At 42.8% G+C, this 18921-nt stretch carries 15 protein-coding genes; 11 read left to right on the plus strand and 4 right to left on the minus strand.

Features of this window, described 5'->3' with window-relative positions:
* Positions 1-1060: 1060 nt before the first annotated feature.
* The 3 genes from PQG45_RS10990 to PQG45_RS11000 are packed head-to-tail and all read right to left on the minus strand — an operon-like array spanning position 1061 to position 5332.
* On the minus strand, positions 1061-1288 hold the full coding sequence (locus tag PQG45_RS10990) for a zinc ribbon domain-containing protein YjdM (RefSeq protein WP_130895301.1): 228 nt from the start codon (positions 1286-1288) through the stop codon (positions 1061-1063).
* A 37-nt stretch (positions 1289-1325) separates the two neighbouring features.
* A complete protein-coding gene (locus PQG45_RS10995; RefSeq protein ID WP_315577601.1) occupies positions 1326-3185 on the minus strand; it encodes a YgiQ family radical SAM protein in 1860 nt (619 codons plus the stop codon).
* Between the two features lie 32 nt (positions 3186-3217).
* Positions 3218-5332: a S9 family peptidase gene (locus PQG45_RS11000; protein ID WP_315577602.1), complete on the minus strand. Its 2115-nt coding sequence runs from the start codon at positions 5330-5332 to the stop codon at positions 3218-3220.
* 104 nt (positions 5333-5436) lie between these two features.
* Between PQG45_RS11000 and PQG45_RS11005 the strand changes: the two genes are divergently transcribed.
* The 11 genes from PQG45_RS11005 to PQG45_RS11055 all read left to right on the plus strand — a co-directional run bounded on the left by PQG45_RS11005 (position 5437) and on the right by PQG45_RS11055 (position 16051).
* Positions 5437-6441 carry a glycosyltransferase gene (locus PQG45_RS11005; protein WP_315577603.1) on the plus strand — a complete coding sequence of 335 codons (1005 nt, stop codon included), beginning with the start codon at positions 5437-5439 and terminating at the stop codon, positions 6439-6441.
* A gap of 48 nt (positions 6442-6489) precedes the next feature.
* The gene (locus PQG45_RS11010; protein WP_316070857.1) at positions 6490-7242 is read left to right on the plus strand and encodes an EboA domain-containing protein; all 753 of its coding nucleotides are present in this window, start codon (positions 6490-6492) and stop codon (positions 7240-7242) included.
* 112 nt (positions 7243-7354) lie between these two features.
* Positions 7355-8260, plus strand: a complete 906-nt coding sequence (locus PQG45_RS11015; RefSeq protein WP_390826092.1) for a TatD family hydrolase — start codon at positions 7355-7357, stop codon at positions 8258-8260.
* On the plus strand, positions 8260-9147 hold the full coding sequence (gene eboC / locus PQG45_RS11020) for a UbiA-like protein EboC (RefSeq protein ID WP_316070858.1): 888 nt from the start codon (positions 8260-8262) through the stop codon (positions 9145-9147). Before PQG45_RS11015 ends, eboC begins: the two co-directional genes overlap by 1 nt.
* Positions 9148-9157: 10 nt before the next feature.
* Positions 9158-10303 carry a 3-dehydroquinate synthase gene (locus tag PQG45_RS11025; protein WP_316070859.1) on the plus strand — a complete coding sequence of 382 codons (1146 nt, stop codon included), beginning with the start codon at positions 9158-9160 and terminating at the stop codon, positions 10301-10303.
* A 1-nt stretch (position 10304) separates the two neighbouring features.
* On the plus strand, positions 10305-11483 hold the full coding sequence (eboE, locus tag PQG45_RS11030) for a metabolite traffic protein EboE (RefSeq protein WP_316070860.1): 1179 nt from the start codon (positions 10305-10307) through the stop codon (positions 11481-11483).
* Positions 11468-12832, plus strand: a complete 1365-nt coding sequence (locus PQG45_RS11035; protein ID WP_316070861.1) for an alkaline phosphatase family protein — start codon at positions 11468-11470, stop codon at positions 12830-12832. The genes eboE and PQG45_RS11035 overlap by 16 nt, the downstream gene beginning before the upstream one ends.
* A gap of 32 nt (positions 12833-12864) precedes the next feature.
* Entirely contained in the window at positions 12865-13224 is a 360-nt protein-coding gene (locus PQG45_RS11040; RefSeq protein WP_316070862.1) for a hypothetical protein, read from the plus strand.
* A 5-nt stretch (positions 13225-13229) separates the two neighbouring features.
* Positions 13230-14429, plus strand: a complete 1200-nt coding sequence (locus PQG45_RS11045; RefSeq protein ID WP_315577611.1) for a parallel beta-helix domain-containing protein — start codon at positions 13230-13232, stop codon at positions 14427-14429.
* A 2-nt stretch (positions 14430-14431) separates the two neighbouring features.
* On the plus strand, positions 14432-15442 hold the full coding sequence (locus PQG45_RS11050) for an SO2930 family diheme c-type cytochrome (RefSeq protein WP_315577612.1): 1011 nt from the start codon (positions 14432-14434) through the stop codon (positions 15440-15442).
* 81 nt (positions 15443-15523) lie between these two features.
* Positions 15524-16051, plus strand: coding sequence for a hypothetical protein (locus PQG45_RS11055; protein WP_315577613.1), 528 nt, complete (start codon positions 15524-15526; stop codon positions 16049-16051).
* 28 nt (positions 16052-16079) lie between these two features.
* On the opposite strand, the gene leuS is transcribed toward PQG45_RS11055, so the two are convergent.
* The gene (leuS, locus tag PQG45_RS11060; protein WP_316070863.1) at positions 16080-18896 is read right to left on the minus strand and encodes a leucine--tRNA ligase; all 2817 of its coding nucleotides are present in this window, start codon (positions 18894-18896) and stop codon (positions 16080-16082) included.
* Positions 18897-18921: the final 25 nt, after the last annotated feature.

The raw sequence follows: 18921 nt of genomic DNA on the forward strand, positions 1-18921 counted from the left end.
CTACTGACAACTTAGAATTAAGAGTGAAGAGGTAAGAGTGAGGAGCGAAGACTATATCCCTCAGACTTCGGACTAAACCTTCCTAACTGCCACTGTCCACTGATAACTGATGACTAACTCCCTCCGGACTCCAGACTAATTCCCTCCGGACTAGCGACTGACAACTTAGAATTAAGAGTGAAGAGGTAAGAGTGAGGAGCGAAGACTATATCCCTCAGACTTCGGACTAAACCTTCCTAACTGCCACTGTCCACTGATAACTGATGACTAACTCCCTCCGGACTTCGGACTAATTCCCTTCGGACTAGCGACTGACAACTTAGAATTAAGAGTGAAGAGGTAAGAGTGAGAAGTGAAGACTATATCCCTCAGACTTCGGACTAAACCCTTCCTAACTGCCACTGTCCACTGATAACTGATGACTAACTCCCTCCGGACTTCGGACTAATTCCCTTCGGACTAGTGACTGACAACTAAGAATTAAGAGTGAAGAGGTAAGAGTGAGGAGTGAAGACTATATCCCTCTGACTTCGGACTAAACCCTTCCTAACTGCCACTGTCCACTGATAACTGATGACTAACTCCCTCCGGACTTCGGACTAATTCCCTTCGGACTAGTGACTGGCGACTAGCGACTTTAAAAAATCCGAAGCCCACTAGCATACACCTTTGGACTTCGGATTTGTACAGAAAAGTAAGAATTAAGAGTGAAGAGGTAAGAAATCCTCCGGACTCCAGACTAATTCCCTCCGGACTAGTGACTGACAACTAAGAATTAAGAGTGAAGAGGTAAGAGTGAGGAGTGAAGACTATATCCCTCTGACTTCGGACTAAACCCTTCCTAACTGCCACTGTCCACTGATAACTGATGGCTAACTCCCTCCGGACTTCGGACTAATTCCCTTCGGACTAGTGACTGACGACTAACGACTATTTCACCTCCGGCCTCCGGACTAATTCCCTCCAGACTGATGACTAACGAGTGTATCACCTCCGGCCTCCGGACTAATTCACTTCGGACTGACGACTAGTGACTAGCGACTAGGGACTAGGGACTTACTTAAGCCTTCTTCAAAAACTCCGTTCTCAACACCATCATCGACTTCTCCACTTTTCCTTCTACCTCATCCGCATCATCCGTCAAACGAATATTCTTCACCATCGTACCGCGCTTGATCACACTCGATGATCCGCGTACCTTCAAATCCTTAATTACTGTTACTGAATCGCCATCTTTCAACACAGCTCCATTGCTATCGCGAACGATTAATTCTTCATTCTCATCCATTGTATGATTATTTTTTGGTTAATAAATTTGGTCGGAACTATTTCTTCCAACCGGTTTTGTTGTTTCTAAATCCTAATAAGCGCTGGGCCAAATCAGGTCGCTTCAAATGCGTCAATCGATTTCGTATCCAATCCTTATATTCCGCCTTATACCAGAAAAAATACTTGTTCTGATTCTGCTTCTCCTCCTTCGTCTTCGCCGTTTTAATCGGCTGCAAAGTGTACGGATGAACACCCGAATAATAAATCACCTCTGCCACCGTCATCGGGGTTGGAGTGAAATCTTGTACTTGCTCCAACTGGAATCCAAGATCCTTCGTTTCCGCCGCCAAATTAGCCATGTCCTCTTCTTCGCAGCCTGGATGGGATGAAATGAAATAGGGAATCAAAGGCTGCTTCAAACCAAATTTGGCAGAAATCTCATCGTATTTCTTCTTGAATGCATGAAAATACTTAAACGATGGCTTACGCATCACACGCAACGTAGCGTCTGATGTATGTTCTGGAGCGACCTTTAATCGGCCAGAAACATGGCGCGTAATCAATTGCTCCATGTACTCATCATGATTTCCGTCTTGGTTGTTTTTATTAAAGTCATCCACCAATAAATCATAGCGAACTCCCGATCCGACAAAGGCTTTCTTTATGCCTGGATGAGCATCCACCTTGCGGTATATATCGGTCAATGGTTTATGATTCGTGTCCAAATTATTGCAAATCACCGGGTGAATACACGATGGACTCACACATTTGGCACAGATCGACTCATCTTTCCCCTTCATGCGGTACATGTTCGCAGATGGTCCTCCCAAATCGGAAATATAGCCCTTAAAATCAGGCTGCTTCGTGATTTGATCCACTTCCTTCATGATCGACGTCTCACTCCGCGAGGCAATAAACTTACCTTGATGCGCCGAAATCGTACAAAAACTACAGCCCCCAAAACATCCGCGGTGCATATTCACCGAAAACTTAATCATCTCAAAAGCCGGAATAGGTCCACGCTTCTTGTATTTTGGATGTGGTAATCGTGTATAGGGTAAATCAAATGATTTATCCATCTCCGCCTCTTCCATCGTTTTGAATGGAGGATTAATGACTAAGACCTCATCTCCTACCAACTGCGTAATCCGATTCGCTTGCCATTTATTCGACTCCACCTCAACAATCTTGAAGTTGGACGCATACTTAATCTTATCTTGTAAACACACCTCATGACTTGCCAACTCAACCGTCTCCCAATCACCTATGACAGGTAATGGCTCCGACTGTTTTTGCAAAAACGCCACTTGGTTAATATCCGTCAATTCCGACAATTGCTTGCCTGATTTTACCCCACGAATAATTTCACGCAAAGGTTGCTCACCCATGCCGTAAACCAACATATCCGCTTGGGAATCCACCAAGATGGATGGAAATAATTTATCTGCCCAATAATCATAATGGGTAACTCGACGCAAGGACGCCTCAATACCCCCAATTAATACAGGGACTTCGGGATAAATTTCCTTTAAAATCTTGGAATAAACCGTGGTCGCATAATCCGGACGAAAACCCGCTTCACCACCCGGCGTATAGGAATCGTTGGAACGTAAACGCTTATTCGCTGTATAGTGATTCACCATGGAATCCATACAACCTGCTGTTACACCAAAAAAGTACTTAGGTTTACCTAGTTTCTTGAAATCACGCAAGTCATCTTGCCAATTTGGCTGCGCCACAATCCCCACTTTCAAGCCCTCACTTTCCATGATTCGGCCAATGACAGCCGTCCCAAATGCTGGATGATCTACGTAAGCATCCCCTGAAATCAGGATAACATCGAGCTCATCCCAGCCACGCTTTTCAACTTCCTTTTTTGTTAAAGGAAGCCAGTCGGTTATAGGTCTTTCTTGCATGCTGCAAAATTAGCTAAAAACGTGGGTTTAACCTATTTCGTTAATTGAGCTTTTAAGTAATCCGCCGTAGCTTGAAATACCTTAATTGCATTCGAAAATTTCATCCAATGATGTGTATCATCTACAATGACCAGGGTCTCCATCGGTACTTTCTTCTTCTGTAAGCGATTGATTAAATCAATACTTTGGCTAAAAGGCACATTACGATCATCATCTGCATGAATAAATAACACAGGTGACTTCCACGTATCGACCGAAGATATCGGAGAAGAACGATAAGATAAACTTGTTGCCCAGTCGGCATCTGGCGCCTTATGTGGACCCGACAATAAATCCATTGGAATCTTGCGTTGGTATGCCCAATCATGTACCCCATGAATATCAACACCAGCTGCAAATAATTTAGAATCACGAGCCAAGGCTAATGCTGTCAAATATCCACCGTAAGATCCACCATATAAACCTATTTTCTTTGAGTCTACAAAGGACTGCTGAGCTAACCACTCCCCGGCCGCTTTGATGTCTAAATACTCCGATGCACCCCATTGGCCCGCCGATTTCGGATTATGAAAATCATATCCATATCCAATTCCCAAACGGTAATTGACAGATAAAACCACAAAACCTTGATTTGCCAAATATTGATTCAACGCATATGCATTCGCATAATAATCTGAATAATGCCAGCCCAAAAGCATTTGGCGAGGAGGACCACCATGCACAAAAATGATCGCTGGTTTTTTCTGTGTACCATTTGAATTATCAAAAATTTGACCGTGAATTGTCAAACCATCCAATGACTTAAAAATAACTTGTTTCGGCTCGACCAATGCACTCGTTGGGAATTCAGCAGGAATTAAACCTTCCGTTAATGAGCGCGCTGTCGAAGACGCAGAAAGCATTAATTGAGGTGATTTTTGTGCACCTGCCCCGATGTAAGCATATCCGCCCAAGACTGAGACTGCCGTCCATTCGACTCCTTTTCCAGGCGTTAAAACTTTCATGTCGGCTTTATCAACCGATACCTGACAAATGTGTCGGCGATCTTTATCGGAATCTTCTCCGCCGGTATTCGCATCAAAATAAATAGAATTACCATCTGCACTTACACTCAAATGCTCTACCATAAATTCCCCTGGGCTTAGCAATAATGCTGGGCCACCGGTAGAGGCAACCGAATAGGCATGCGGCCAACCATCCTGATAAGAGGTAAATACCATGCGGTCTTGTCGAGCCCATTGCAGGTTCGTTCCTCCATGGGTCGTAGGAATAGAACCACGATATGTATTAGGTGCTTCCCATACCAAAGTTGATTTCTCGCCAGTAGTAAGTCCCGCTTTACGGATTGACCATGGCGTTCGCTTACGCTGCGTTAATGAATCAGCTGATCCGCCATCTGCAGGTGTACGAATAAACGCAATTTGATTTCCATCAGGAGACCATCGCGGATTAAAATCTTTAGCAAATGCAGGATCTACCCAATTCACCAATTGCTTACCCATTTCAAGGAAGCCGATGAATGAATGATCACCACGATTGGCAACAAAAGCTAATTTCTTACCTCCTGTAGACCACGTTAAAGAATGAACTTCTCCGCGTGTTTTCAACAACCGAACCGGTGCTTCTAGAAAATCTTCATTTTCATTGGTATCCAATTTACATATCCACGGTTGGCCTTCCTTAATGTAGGCAACTACTTTATTATCTGGCGAAATAACGGGGAAATCACCTTCGGAAATCACACGAATAGGTCCCCCAGTGAAGGCAATCTGCATAACTCGAACCGTTTGAGGCTCCGTGTTTCCTGCAGGATTAACCGCTTTTTCATCATCAAAATTTGCACCATGATCACCACCTCGAACGAATAACACCCATTTGCCATCATCTGAAATTGAAATTGAACTCAATTCTTGCCCATCATCATCCTTGAAATTTGTCAATTTACGCGCTGTGAAATTCGGAGCTTCCGCGACATAAACATTGCGAACACCTTTTTCGTCCAAGGCCCAGGCAATTTTATCGCCTTTGGTAGACCTAACCAATTCCGTAGGAAAGGCATAGGATTTCACCGCTTCGAAGGTGAATTTTTGACCCAATAATGTTAGGTGAAAGGTAATTAGAACAAGGGAGTAAAATAATTTACGCATAGATTGATTTTATAACACGAAATATAGGGAATGTCCGACGGAATCGAAAAGAAAAACCGCGCGACCTGTTTAAATAAAATAAATTCAAACTAATTTTGAGGTTCATGGATGTATCAATCGTATTTGTTAATTACAAGACCGAAGCACTCTTATTCGATTGCTTTCGGAGCATTCACGAATACACATCCGGCATAAATTTCGAATGCATTGTCGTAGACAACCATTTCATTCCCGGACATAACCAAACGATCCTACATGAATATCCCAACACAAGCTGGATTGATTCTGGAGGAAATGTTGGATTTTCAAAAGCTAATAATATAGGACTTAAAGCCGCAAAAGGGGAATACATCTTATTTCTTAATGCAGACACACTCCTGATTGATAACGCGATTGCACAGGCTTGGAACCATTTAAAAAAGGATGCCCATTTAGTTGCTCTCGGCGGAATTCAACTAGACATAAACAGAGAACCCATCCCCTATTACCGAACGCTGAATGATGTTCGAAGGGATTTTTACATTATACCGAATAGACCTGTTTTTCACCAACTGATTGATCGATTATTGCCTGAACAAAGATTCAGCCAACCGGAAGAAACGAATAATTTAGTTGGGGCATTTCTCATGGCCTCCCGCGCAAATCTACTTAATATAAAAGGCTGGGACGAAGACTTTTTCATGTATGCGGAAGATGCGGAATTGAGTTTCAGATTAAGCAAAATGGGCAAATTAGCCTACTTTGATGATGTGAAATTTATTCATCTCATTCAGGAAAACCCATTTCGTCGCACCAACTATTCTTGGGTTAATCGCTTTGCGATGCAAATTCAGGTTTCGAACTTGTTGTGGATTCGAAAAAGTTACGGCATTTTGCCCTTTGTAATTATCTATGCGAATTATACAATTTTGGCACCTTTGTTTTGGGCATGGAAAATTTGCCTGAATATCATCAAAGGGAAAAATTTATTCGATGACACGAAAAACCAACGCATCTTTAGCCAAAAACTGAGCATTCTCTATCGCTATTTTTTTTCCATTTTATTCCTCAAAAAAGGTCCTTACCGAATAAAACCGGAAGAGAATATTGATCAAGTTAATAAATCATAAAAATCCTCGTTTTTTTTAGTATTTTCGTTGAAAGGAACCTAATTAGCCGTGAAAACGAATATACAAATCACTGAAACCATCGCATCCTTTGCGAATGAATCAGAATCCACCTGGATATCCGAACAAAAAGCCTCAATAGGCAAAGCCTTGGCATTAGCTTTTGTAAAAGCCCCACGTTTTATATCCAAAAAAAATATTGAAGTTGGAGTGTTCAACGGATGGACATTGGACCAAATTGTTCGTTTAAATTTACTCACACAATTAGACCAGGCAAATATCGATTTGCTATTTGAAACAGCCGAAATGCAAGAAGCTGTCGCGCTGACTAAAGCCCTGCCCTATTTAGAAAACCCTGCTACGTTTTTATTGCGCGCAACAGATGCTGTGCGTTCTAACATGGGACCTGTTTTCGATGCTATCGCTTTTGGCAACACCTATCCGAAGGATTACTTCAGTGAAGCGGCATGGAACCAATTAGTCTTAAAATGTATTTTCAACGATAAGGCCATTCATCAAATCATCGGTTTAGATGAACGAGCAAATCAAGAATTAGCCAATACGCTTTCTGATTTTGCACATGAAAGATGGTCTGCAGGCCGCAGAGTACCTTCGCAGGTTTGGCGACTCGTTCCTAAATTTATGAACGAATCCTTACAAGCTGACATAGAAAAGCTAGCGCAATCCGAAATTCCTCGGGATGTACTTGCTGCGAACTTAGTGAAACAAGAAGTCCAAAATCCTGGCAGCACGCAGGGGCTTTGGCAAGAATTAGAATTACCCGAACCGATTTATACAGCCTAATATGTGTCAAGAACATAAACCCATCGGAAACCCTTCCCATTTTGAAGGAACAGAACAAGAAAAAACAACTGCACACGCTGTTGACGGCACATTTGCCCAATATACGCAAGGCATGAAATTCTTTGATCCGCATGTACACATGACATCGCGAACAACGGATGATTACCAAGCCTTGGCAGATGCAGGCGTTGTGGCATTGATTGAACCTGCTTTCTGGTTGGGCCAACCACGTACCGGATTAGCCTCATTCAAAGACTATTTCGCAAGTTTAGTCGGCTGGGAGCGTTTTCGTTCTTCGCAATTTGGCATCAAACATTATTGCACGATTGGCTTAAATTCACGTGAAGCAAATCACGAAGCTTTAGCAGAACAAGTGATGGAAATATTGCCCTTATTCTTGCAGAAAGAAGGTGTAGTGGGTGTAGGAGAAATCGGTTTCGATGATCAAACAGCTGCAGAAGAAAAATACTACCGTGCACAATTAGAGCTAGCCAAAGAAATGAATTTGCCCGTTCAAGTTCACACGCCACACCGGGATAAGAAAAAAGGAACGGAGCGCAGCATGGCCATTGCCTTGGAGCATGGTATCGCCCCGAACATGGTGATTATTGACCACAACAATGAAGAAACTGTGAAATCCGTTTTAGACCAAGGTTTTTACGCAGCGTTTACAATATATCCATTCACTAAAATGGGCAATGAGCGCATGGTCGAAATTGTGAAACAATACGGACCAGAACGCATCATGGTGAATTCGGCGGCCGATTGGGGCATTTCAGATCCCTTAGCGATTCCCAAAACAGCTGCTTTAATGAAGATAAAAGAGGTACCGGATGAGCACATTCGCTTAGTTACCTATCAAAATGCCTTGGATGCATTTGCTCAAAGTGGACAGATTCAAGAATCGGATTTCATCAACGGATTGGAAATCGACCAAACACAAAAATTCAACGGAAATACGGTCTTACGTGGAGGTCAAGCACCGCGGGTCAACAAAGATTCCCTAATCATTCGCTAATGCGCATCAAAATCAGAGCCTTTCTTGAACTCATGCGTCCTGCCAATGTCATCACGGCTTTAACAGATGTATTGGCGGGTATGGCCATCGTGGGATTTTCTTTTGGAACCTTAGACTATCAATTTTGGCCGGTCGTTTTTCTTGGAATTTCAACGATGTGTCTGTATGCCGGCGGAGTGGTTTTCAATGACATTTTCGATCATGAGTTGGACATCATTGAAAGACCCGAAAGAGCCTTGCCAAGCGGCCGAATCCAACGGGCTGAAGCTGTATTTGGTGGGATTGTTTTGCTCGCATTCGGAATTTTCTTAGCCTTCTGGCAGAGTCGATTGAGCGGTATCGTTGCCGTTATCATTACAATACTTGCCTTATTTTATGATTACAAAGGCAAACACATGCGCATTTTTGGCCCCATCAATATGGGATTATGCCGAGCATATAACTTAATGCTGGGCATGAGCGTCTATGAACTGGGCGTTTTAGAGCACTTTTATTTAATCTTAATTCCCTTGATTTACATCGCAGCGATTACTTTGGTCAGTCGCGGAGAGGTCCATGGAAGCCAATCGGCGCCATTATGGTTTGCGACATTTTTATTCATTATCGTTCACGCGAGCCAACTAGCCGTCGGAGTTCAAGCAGGCAAATGGTTATATATGTTACCTTTTGTTTTGGTACATGCCTATTTAATTTTTGCGAAATTAAGCAAGGCTATTAAAAACCCGATTGGCCCTAACATAGGCCAAACCGTTAAAACAGGAGTATTAACACTGATTTTGATGAATGCTGCCTGGGTCAGCGTGAGTGAACAATATTACATGGCATTTGTTACCTTAGCTTTATTGCCGCTCTCCATGTGGGTAGGCAAAAAATTCGCCGTTTCTTAAATTATCTTTCATGCAAGTTTTACAACAGCAATTTCAAGTACCCTTCAGTTACCAGGTGATTTTCACGAAACACTTGTTTGATTCAAGCAATAAAACCTTGTGTGATTTCATTTCGAATTTTGGCCAAAGCAATTTCCGCAAACGTATCCTTTTTGTCATCGACAAAGGGGTGGCTGATGCACATCCCTCATTAACTACCTCGATCATCGACTATTTCGAATCGAATGCCATAGCTGATTTAGCGCCCGAGATCTTGGTATTACCGGGCGGAGAAGTCTGCAAAAATGATCCCCGATTTTACGAAGAAGTCGTTCGAGCGATTGATGAACACCGTATCGACCGACATTCTTTTGTCGCGGCGATTGGTGGTGGTGCATTTTTGGATATGTCGGGCTATGCCGCTGCCATCTCCCACCGCGGAGTTAAATTAATTCGCATACCAACAACCGTTCTATCCCAAAATGATTCTGGGGTGGGTGTTAAAAATGGAGTGAATTACTTAGGAAAGAAGAACTTCTTAGGAACCTTCGCTCCGGCTGTTGCCGTATTTAACGACGTCGCATTTTTAGCCACGCTTGAAGATCGGGATTGGCGCTCAGGTATTGCAGAAGCTATTAAAGTTGCCTTGATTAAAGATTTAGCCTTTTTTGAATGGCTAGAGGCAAATGTCGAAGCCATGAATTCCCGTGATGAAGCGGCGATGGTTGAGCAAATATATCGATGTGCCGACTTACACATGAAGCACATTTCAGGCGGCGATCCTTTTGAATTGGGATCCGCTAGACCCTTAGATTTTGGGCATTGGGCGGCGCATAAATTAGAATACCTGACCGACTTTAAGATTCGTCACGGGGAAGCCGTTGCCATTGGAATCGCCTTGGATTGTGTGTATTCACATTTGATTGGAGCCATTAGCCTTGCAGATTGTGAACGAATTTTAGCTGTCATTAAAGGCTTGGGCTTTGATTTATATCATCCAGCTTTGGCAGAAAATGATTGCCAAAACCTACACAAAGGCCTACAAGAATTCCAAGAACATTTGGGTGGCCACTTGACCATCACCTTATTAAAAGCCCTCGGAAAAGGAGAAGAAGTGCACGAAATGGACTTTCCTACCATCCAGGCTTCCGTTGCCTTATTAGCCAAACACGCCTAACATGAAAACAGCCCACGGACACCTTAGTTATTGCAGCAATATTCATCCTGGAGAAATTTGGGAAGAACATTTTGCCAATTTACAAGCAACCGTCCCAAAGGTTAAGTTAGAAGTTTGTCCAGACCAAGCGATGGGATTGGGTTTGCGAATTGCAAATCAGGCGAGTATCGATTTAATCGACGACCCGAATAAATTAACGGAACTTAAAGCCTGGTTGGCCCAAGAAGATCTCTACATATTTACGCTGAACGGATTTCCGTATGGTGGATTTCACAATACGATCGTCAAAGATCAGGTGCATGCACCCGATTGGACAACGCAGGATCGTGTGAATTACACCCGTCGGTTGATTGATTTATTAGTTCAATTATTGCCATCTGACCAACACGAAGGAGGAATTTCAACATCTCCCCTTTCCTATAAATATTGGTGGGATCAGCGGGGAGCTGCAATCGGTCAAGCCACGATGGAATTATTAAAACTTGTTCCTTATTTGGCCCAAACAGAACAGAAAACAGGTAAATGGATCCATATTGACATCGAACCTGAACCGGATGGACTCTTGGAGAACCACCGTGAATTCGTTGATTGGTATACGGATACCTTGATTCCTTTTGCGATTACAGCCGGAATTCCAGAAGATTGGGTTCGCCGACATATTCATATCTGTTTTGATGTGTGCCATTATGGCGTTTCGTTTGACAAGCCATCGAAATGTTTAATGGAATTACAGGAGAAAAATATTTCCATTGGTAAGATTCAAATCAGTTCAGCCTTGCGTGTGGACTTGCGAAACAATGCGTCAGCACGCATCGAAGCCTTGAAACAATACGAGGAACCAACCTATTTGCATCAGGTCAAAGCCTTAAAAAAAGATGGAAGCTATGTGCAGTTTAAGGATTTAGGCGAAGCATTAGCGCAATATACAGAAGGTGTTTACGACGAATGGCGCGTACATTTCCACGTTCCTTTATTCTTGGACTCCTATGGATTATTGAATTCGACCCAAGCAGAAATTGCCGAAACATTGGCCTATCACCAGCAATATCAGGTAACAAACATGATGGAAATTGAAACGTATACCTGGGGTGTCCTGCCTTCGGAATACCAAGAATCCATTGAAACATCCATTGCACGTGAAGTGAAATATATTCAAGATCTATTATGCAAAAAACCGTAGTCATTGATATCGTAGGTCTGAGTGAAAGCATTTTAGGCCAATACACGCCTTTTTTGGACGGATATATCGCGGGCAAAAAGAAATCGAAAATCAAGCCACCGTTTCCGGCGGTGACAACGACATCACAAAGTGTCTATCTGACCGGCAAGTATCCTAATTCACATGGCATCGTGGGTAATGGTTGGTATGACGAAGTCGACTCCGAAGTGAAGTTCTGGAAACAATCCAATAAACTTGTGGGCGATGAAAAAATCTGGGATGCGGGACATAAAAAAGACCCAAATTTCACCAGTGCCAACTTATTTTGGTGGTATAACATGTATTCATCAGCCGATTATTCGGTGACTCCTCGACCTCAATATCATTCAGACGGCGTCAAAATGCCAGATTGCTATAGTCATCCGGCCGTTCTGCGGGATGAATTACAGGAAGCCTTCGGGACATTTCCCCTGTTTAATTTTTGGGGACCCAATGCGAATATCAAATCGACAAATTGGATTGCAGATGCTTCTATTTACGTCGACAAGAAATACGATCCGACCCTGACCTTCATCTATTTACCTCATTTGGATTATTGCTTGCAGAAATTCGGGGTAGATTTTGAAAAAATTAAAGGTGAATTACAAGAGATCGATCAGGTAGTCGAACGATTAATTACGCATTTCGAAAGTACCGGAGCAAAAGTGATCATACTTTCGGAGTATGGCATTAATAATGTTTCCAAACCCATACATGTGAATCGCATCTTACGGGAAGCTGGTTATATCGCATTACGGGAAGAACAAGGATTGGAATTGTTAGATCCAGGAGCATCGCGTGCATTTGCGGTTTCCGACCATCAAATTGCCCATGTTTATTGTCCCGATGCAACTGTTTTGGATGAGGTCAAGCTGCTATTGAAACAAACGAAAGGTATTCATACAGTACTTTCAGGAGACGAATTAGCGGCATTTCACATCGATCATCCACGAGCAGGTGATTTGGTATTGATAGCCGACAACGATGCCTGGTTTACCTATTATTACTGGTTGGACGACAACAAAGCTCCCGATTTTGCGCGTTGTGTAGACATCTTTAAGAAACCAGGTTATGATCCCGTGGAGATGTTTATGGACCCCAAAAACCCATTCATCAAATTACGAGCTGCTTATAAATTAGCCCGTAAACTCACAGGATTCCGCTACCGCATGGATGTCATTCCCTTGGATGCTACCTTAGTCAAAGGCTCACACGGAAGCCCGTTCTGTGACGAAGCCTATTATCCTTTGTATATTGCTGATAATCAATCAACTGATAACATGGAACCCACGGAAGTTTATTCGTTGATTTGGAATACGGTGTTTAAATAATTTGATTAACTTGAAATTCTAAACTTATCAAAATGAAAAAGATCTTAACAACAATTGCCATGGTCGTTGCCTTAATGGGCGCCGGCGAAGCAGCACACGCACAGATGCCAAGTCCACAAGAAATGGCTATGAATCAATTGAACCGCATGAGTTCAGAGTTGAAATTGACCAAAGAACAAGAGGATAAAATCGAACCTTTGATTGTTGCACGTATTGAGAAGATGATGGAATTCCGTCAGGCAGGAATGGATCGCGAGGAAATGATGGGGGAAATGAAGAAGATTAATGAAGGCCAACAAGAAGCCTTGAAAGCAATTTTGACACCCGAGCAATTAGAAAAATACAAGACCATGCAATCGCAAATGCGTGCTGGTGGTCCTCCACGTAACTAATTCAAATGAAATACGTCTGCATTTTATTGCTATTCATTGGGCTTTCTCCTGCCATGGGGCAAGCCCAATTTGAAAAAGCCCTACAAACCCAATTAATCCTTGCATCCGATGGGGATGTCATTGAATTGGAAGCAGGTAATTTCCAAATTTCAGGAAGTCTCTCGCTCGAGGGCAAGAAGAAAATTACCATTCGCGGCAAAGGAATGGATAAAACCGTATTGAGTTTTAAAGATCAAAAAACGGGTGCTGAGGGAATTAAAATCACCAATTGTGAAAATATCGTTTTGGAAGATTTAACCGTTCAAGATTCGAAAGGCGACTTAATCAAAACGATGCACGTAAAGGATATCATATTCCGACGCATCAAAGCCGAATGGACAGGAGGACCCAAAGCCTCAAATGGCTCCTATGCACTATACCCTGTGCTTTGTACGAATATCCTCATCGATAGTTGCATTGCCATCGGTGCATCTGATGCTGGCATATATGTAGGCCAATCCCAACACATTGAGGTAAAAAACTGCACTGCCTATCAGAATGTGGCTGGCATCGAGATTGAAAACTCACTTTACGCGGATGTGCACCACAATCATGCCTATGGAAACACGGGAGGAATTCTGGTATTTGACTTACCCGATTTAATTCAAAAAAAGGGAGGATTCGTCAAGGTACATAACAACCTTATCGAAGAAAATAACCTTTCTAATTTCGCGCCCAAAGGCAATATCGTAGGCAAAGTACCCAAAGGAACGGGGATGCTGATATTGGCAACAAGTCATGTGGATATTTATGACAATAAAATCTTGAATCACCAGACCGTTGGCGTGGGAATCATCTCCTATTTCATGGCAGAAATCGCGATTAAAGACAAAGAATATGACCCCTACCCGACAGCCATTTCGGTCTTTAATAATACCTTTGAACGTCATTTAGGCCGCGTTCCTCTACAAGGTCGTTTTGCGCAGATTTACCGGTTCAAATTGCGCTTTGGGCGGGATGTGCCTCATGTCGTTTATGATGGAGTATTAGATCCAGCGCGATGTGGCACTGATGGGAATTATTTACCCCAACATAAAATTTGTGTGCACCATAATGTAAATCAGTCGGTGGCTAATATGGATGCTGAACATGATTTCAAAAACGTTCGACGTAATCCTACGGAATTAGATTGTGTCCAAGAATATGTCAAATCGAATCAATTTTAGCGATGCGTTATTTGGGATTCATTTTACTATTGGGGCTATTTTCTTATCAACCCGCTCCTAAATTCCCTAGCAAATTATCCGATTATGGATTGTTTCAAGGGGATCTGAAAAATCATGTACCCAATGTTGGCGTAACGCCTTACGAGTTGATATCACCTTTATTCTCTGATTACGCGCACAAATTGCGCTTTATTCAATTACCGGCAGGTCAAAGCGTCGCGTATAATCCCGATTCTGTATTTCAATTTCCGGTAGGAACTCGAATTGCAAAAACCTTTTATTATCCGATGGACGAACGCAATCCGAAAGGCGGTCGGCGCATCATGGAAACCCGTATCCTAAGCCACGAGCCGTCAGGTTGGGTGGCATTGCCTTACATTTGGAACGAGGAGCAAACAGAAGCCTATTTAGAAGTAGCAGGAGGCACGAGTTTGGTTGAATTCAAAAACCAACAGGGTAAGAAGCAGCAGGTTAATTATGTAATACCAAACATGAATCAATGCAAAGGCTGCCATGAGCGAGATGGAATCATGACGCCCATCGGACCTTCCGCCCGACAAATGAATGCTTCCATGCGCTATGCCCATGGGGACGAAAACCAATTGGACTATTGGTCTCGGAGCAATCAAATGAGCGAAGTGCCTGTATCGCGTCCAAAATTCGTGTCGTACATAGACGAAAGTGCAGCCATCAACGACCGCGTAAAAGCTTACCTCGACATCAACTGTGCGCATTGTCATAATCCAAAAGGGCCAGCAAAGAGTTCGGGATTGTTTCTGGATTATCGTTATTACGGAACGACGGCCTATGGGATGATGAAATCACCCGTGGCAGCGGGTCGGGGATCCGGTGGTTTATTGTATGATATTGTTGCGGGAAAACCTTCGGAAAGCATCTTACATTATCGGATGAATTCGCAAGATCCTGGCGTGATGATGCCGGAACTCGGCCGGACCATCATTCACCAAGAAGGCGTCGCGCTCATTCGCGAATGGATTAAATCAATTAATTGATAATCATTCAATTAGTCATTTTTTGAATAGGAAAAGGTATTTCTCTAGGCGAAATTTGTGTTATCAAACCTAGCCCGAAAGATGAAAAAGAATACCAAAATAGAAAACCAGCTCCTTGAAATGATTCAGCCGCGCATTCAGCTGATTGAAAATAAATTTTCCCTTGGAGAGGCTTTAACGGATCAAGATGTGAATACGCTTCTCGTGAAATCCGCATTTCATCATATTAACCATTTAGATCAACGATTGGATGAGGTTGCAGCCGATGTGGCACAATTGCGAATAGACTTTTGTGGCCTAGAAGGAAAATTTATTGAGCTTGAAGGTAGATTCCATGTACTTGAAGGTAAATTCCATGAACTTGAGGGTAGATTTCATGAACTTGAAAGAAGATTTTATGAACTTGAAAATAGATTCTACGCACTTGAAGGCAAATTTCAAACACTTGAAGCCAGATTCGAAACCTTAGAGGCGAGATTCATTTCTTTTGAGTCAAGAATGGAGGCAACCATCGAAAAGACTATGAAATCAAACATAAAATGGACACTTGGTTTGATGACCTTCTGCCTCACGCTTTTTAAAATAATTGATTTAGTCGTCCACAACTAGAAAGGGCTGATTGCTCAGCCCTTTCTATCTATTTTCCTAAAACAATATTAACAATCCGTTTCGGAACTACAATCACCTTGGAAGGCGCTTTGCCGTCCAAATGTTTCTGTACTTGCTCATTGGCCAGCACACCCGCCTCCACTTCCGCAGGGCTTGCCGTAGCCGAAAAGGCTAATGTTAATTTCACCTTACCATTAAAAGAAATCGGATAGTTGAATTCGTTCTCGACCAAGAATTCTGGATTAAATACCGGGAATTTGGCATGAGAAATGCTTCCCGCCTCCTCACCTAGTGCAGCCCATAACTCTTCCGCCATGTGTGGCGCATAAGGCGAAAGTAATAGTACCAATTCACGAAGAACTGATTTCTTATGGCATTTCAATTGGCCTAAATCATTCACGCAGATCATCAGGGTTGAAACGACCGTATTGAACGAATAACGCTCCAAATCATCTTGAACCTTTCGAATCGCCATATGCAATACTTTTAATTCTTCAGGTGTTGCTGCTGCATCTACTAAAACCGATTTTTGTGCTTGTTCATCAAAGAACAAACGCCATACCTTGCGTAAGAAATTATGTGAACCTGAAATCGAATTCGTATTCCAAGGCTTGAATTGCTCCAATGGACCTAGGAACATCTCATAAACACGTAAGGTATCGGCACCGTATTTGGCAATTAAATCATCCGGATTCACGACGTTGAACTTGGATTTGGACATTTTCTCCACTTCCCATCCGCAAACGTATTTCCCATCTTCCAAGATGAATTGTGCATCCGAAGGTACATCGTTACGAGAACGCTTGAACTCTTTGACGTCCAAGATGTCATTTTCCACAATGTTCACATCGACGTGCAAGGCTGCTACATCATATTGATCTTTCAATCCATGGGAAACAAAAGTAACCTGATCGGAGTTTTTCACGCGATACACGAAGTTCGACCGACCTTGAATCATCCCTTGGTTGATCAATTTCTTCGCAAATTCTTCCTCCGCTACATAGCCTAAATCCTTTAAGAACTTATTCCAAAAACGCGAATACAACAAGTGTCCTGTAGCGTGCTCAGAACCCCCAATGTATAAATCGACTGCCTTCCAATAATTAACCGCCTCCGCAGAAGCAAACGCAGCATCATTCTGGGCATCCATGTAGCGATACCAATACCAAGATGATCCAGCCCAACCCGGCATGGTCGACCATTCGTAATCATATTGCCCTTGGTATTTCCACGAATCCGCAGCACGTCCTAAAGGAGGCTCACCCGTTTCCGTTGGTAAATACTTATCAATTTTAGGCAATTCCAAAGGCAATTCAGATTCCTGAATTAAATAAGGTAATAATTGGCCTGAGGCCGTTGGCTTGAAATAAACCGGTACCGGTTCGCCCCAATAGCGCTGGCGTGAAAATACAGCATTCCGCATGCGGTACTGTACTTTTCCTTTCCCGATTTCACGTTCCTCCAACCACTGAATTAAGGTATTCGTAGCCTCTTTGTATCCCATGCCATTGATGATACCCGAGTTGATGTATTTCCCCTCTTTGGTATTATCCGCCTGCTTTTCAATATCTTTTTGTGCATCCAAAATAGCTGGAATAGGTAAGTCAAAATGTTTGGCAAAATTCCAGTCACGTTGATCGCCTGAAGGTACGCCCATCACGGCACCTGTTCCATAACCCGCTAAAACATAGTCCGCCAAGAACAATGGCACACGTTCATTATTCAAGGGATTAATCACATAGGATCCTGTAAATACCCCGGATACCGTTTTAACCTCTGAAACACGATCTAATTCTGAACGAGATTTCGTCCAGGTAATGTAGGCATCTACATCAGCCTGTTGTTCCGGCTTCGTTAACTCCGCCACCCATTCATGTTCGGGGGCTAATACCATAAAGGATACTCCATAAATCGTATCCACACGCGTCGTAAACACTTTGATTTTCTTATCTGAAATTCCTTCGATAGCAAATTCTACATCCGTACCGATTGACTTCCCAATCCAATTACGTTGTTGTTCTTTCAACGAATCCGACCAATCTACTTCCTCTAAACCACGCAATAAACGATCTGCATAAGCCGTGATGCGCATCGACCATTGGCGCATTTTTTTCTGCTCCACGGGATAACCGCCACGCTCAGATAAACCGTCTTTTACCTCATCATTTGCTAATACCGTACCTAATTGTGGACACCAGTTGACAACCGAATCATCCAAATACGCCAAACGGAAATTTAATAAATACGCATATTGCTCCTCCTCACCCATCGCATTCCATGCTTCCGCTGAAATACGCTCCACATCATCTTCACATACAGCTTTTAACCCTACAGAACCTCTGGCCGCTAATCGTTGCGTTAAGGTATCAATCGACTCGGCTTTATCCGATTCCTGGTTGTACCAAGAATTGAACAATTGCATAAAAATCCACTGTGTCCATTTATAATAGGCAGGATCCGAGGTGCGTACCTCACGCGTCCAATCGAACGAAAAACCCATGTTTTTCAATTGTTCAATGTAACGCGTAATGTTTTGTTCTGTCGTAATCGCTGGGTGCTGCCCCGTTTGAATCGCATATTGCTCTGCTGGCAAACCAAAAGAATCGAATCCCATCGGATGCAAAACCTCATATCCTTGCAAACGCTTATATCGCGCCATGATATCAGATGCAATATACCCCAGTGGATGGCCCACATGTAAGCCCGCTCCCGAAGGATATGGAAACATGTCCAACACATAATACTTGGGTTTATTGGGATTTACTTGTGCTTTGAATGTTTGGTTTTGTTCCCAAAATCCTTGCCACGCTTTTTCGATGTCACGAAATTGATACTCTGAACGCATATAATTGTTTGTTTTTCAAAAGGGG

Origin of the sequence: Aquirufa regiilacus (assembly GCF_032470275.1) — a bacterium.
In the GTDB taxonomy this organism is placed as follows: domain Bacteria; phylum Bacteroidota; class Bacteroidia; order Cytophagales; family Spirosomataceae; genus Aquirufa; species Aquirufa regiilacus.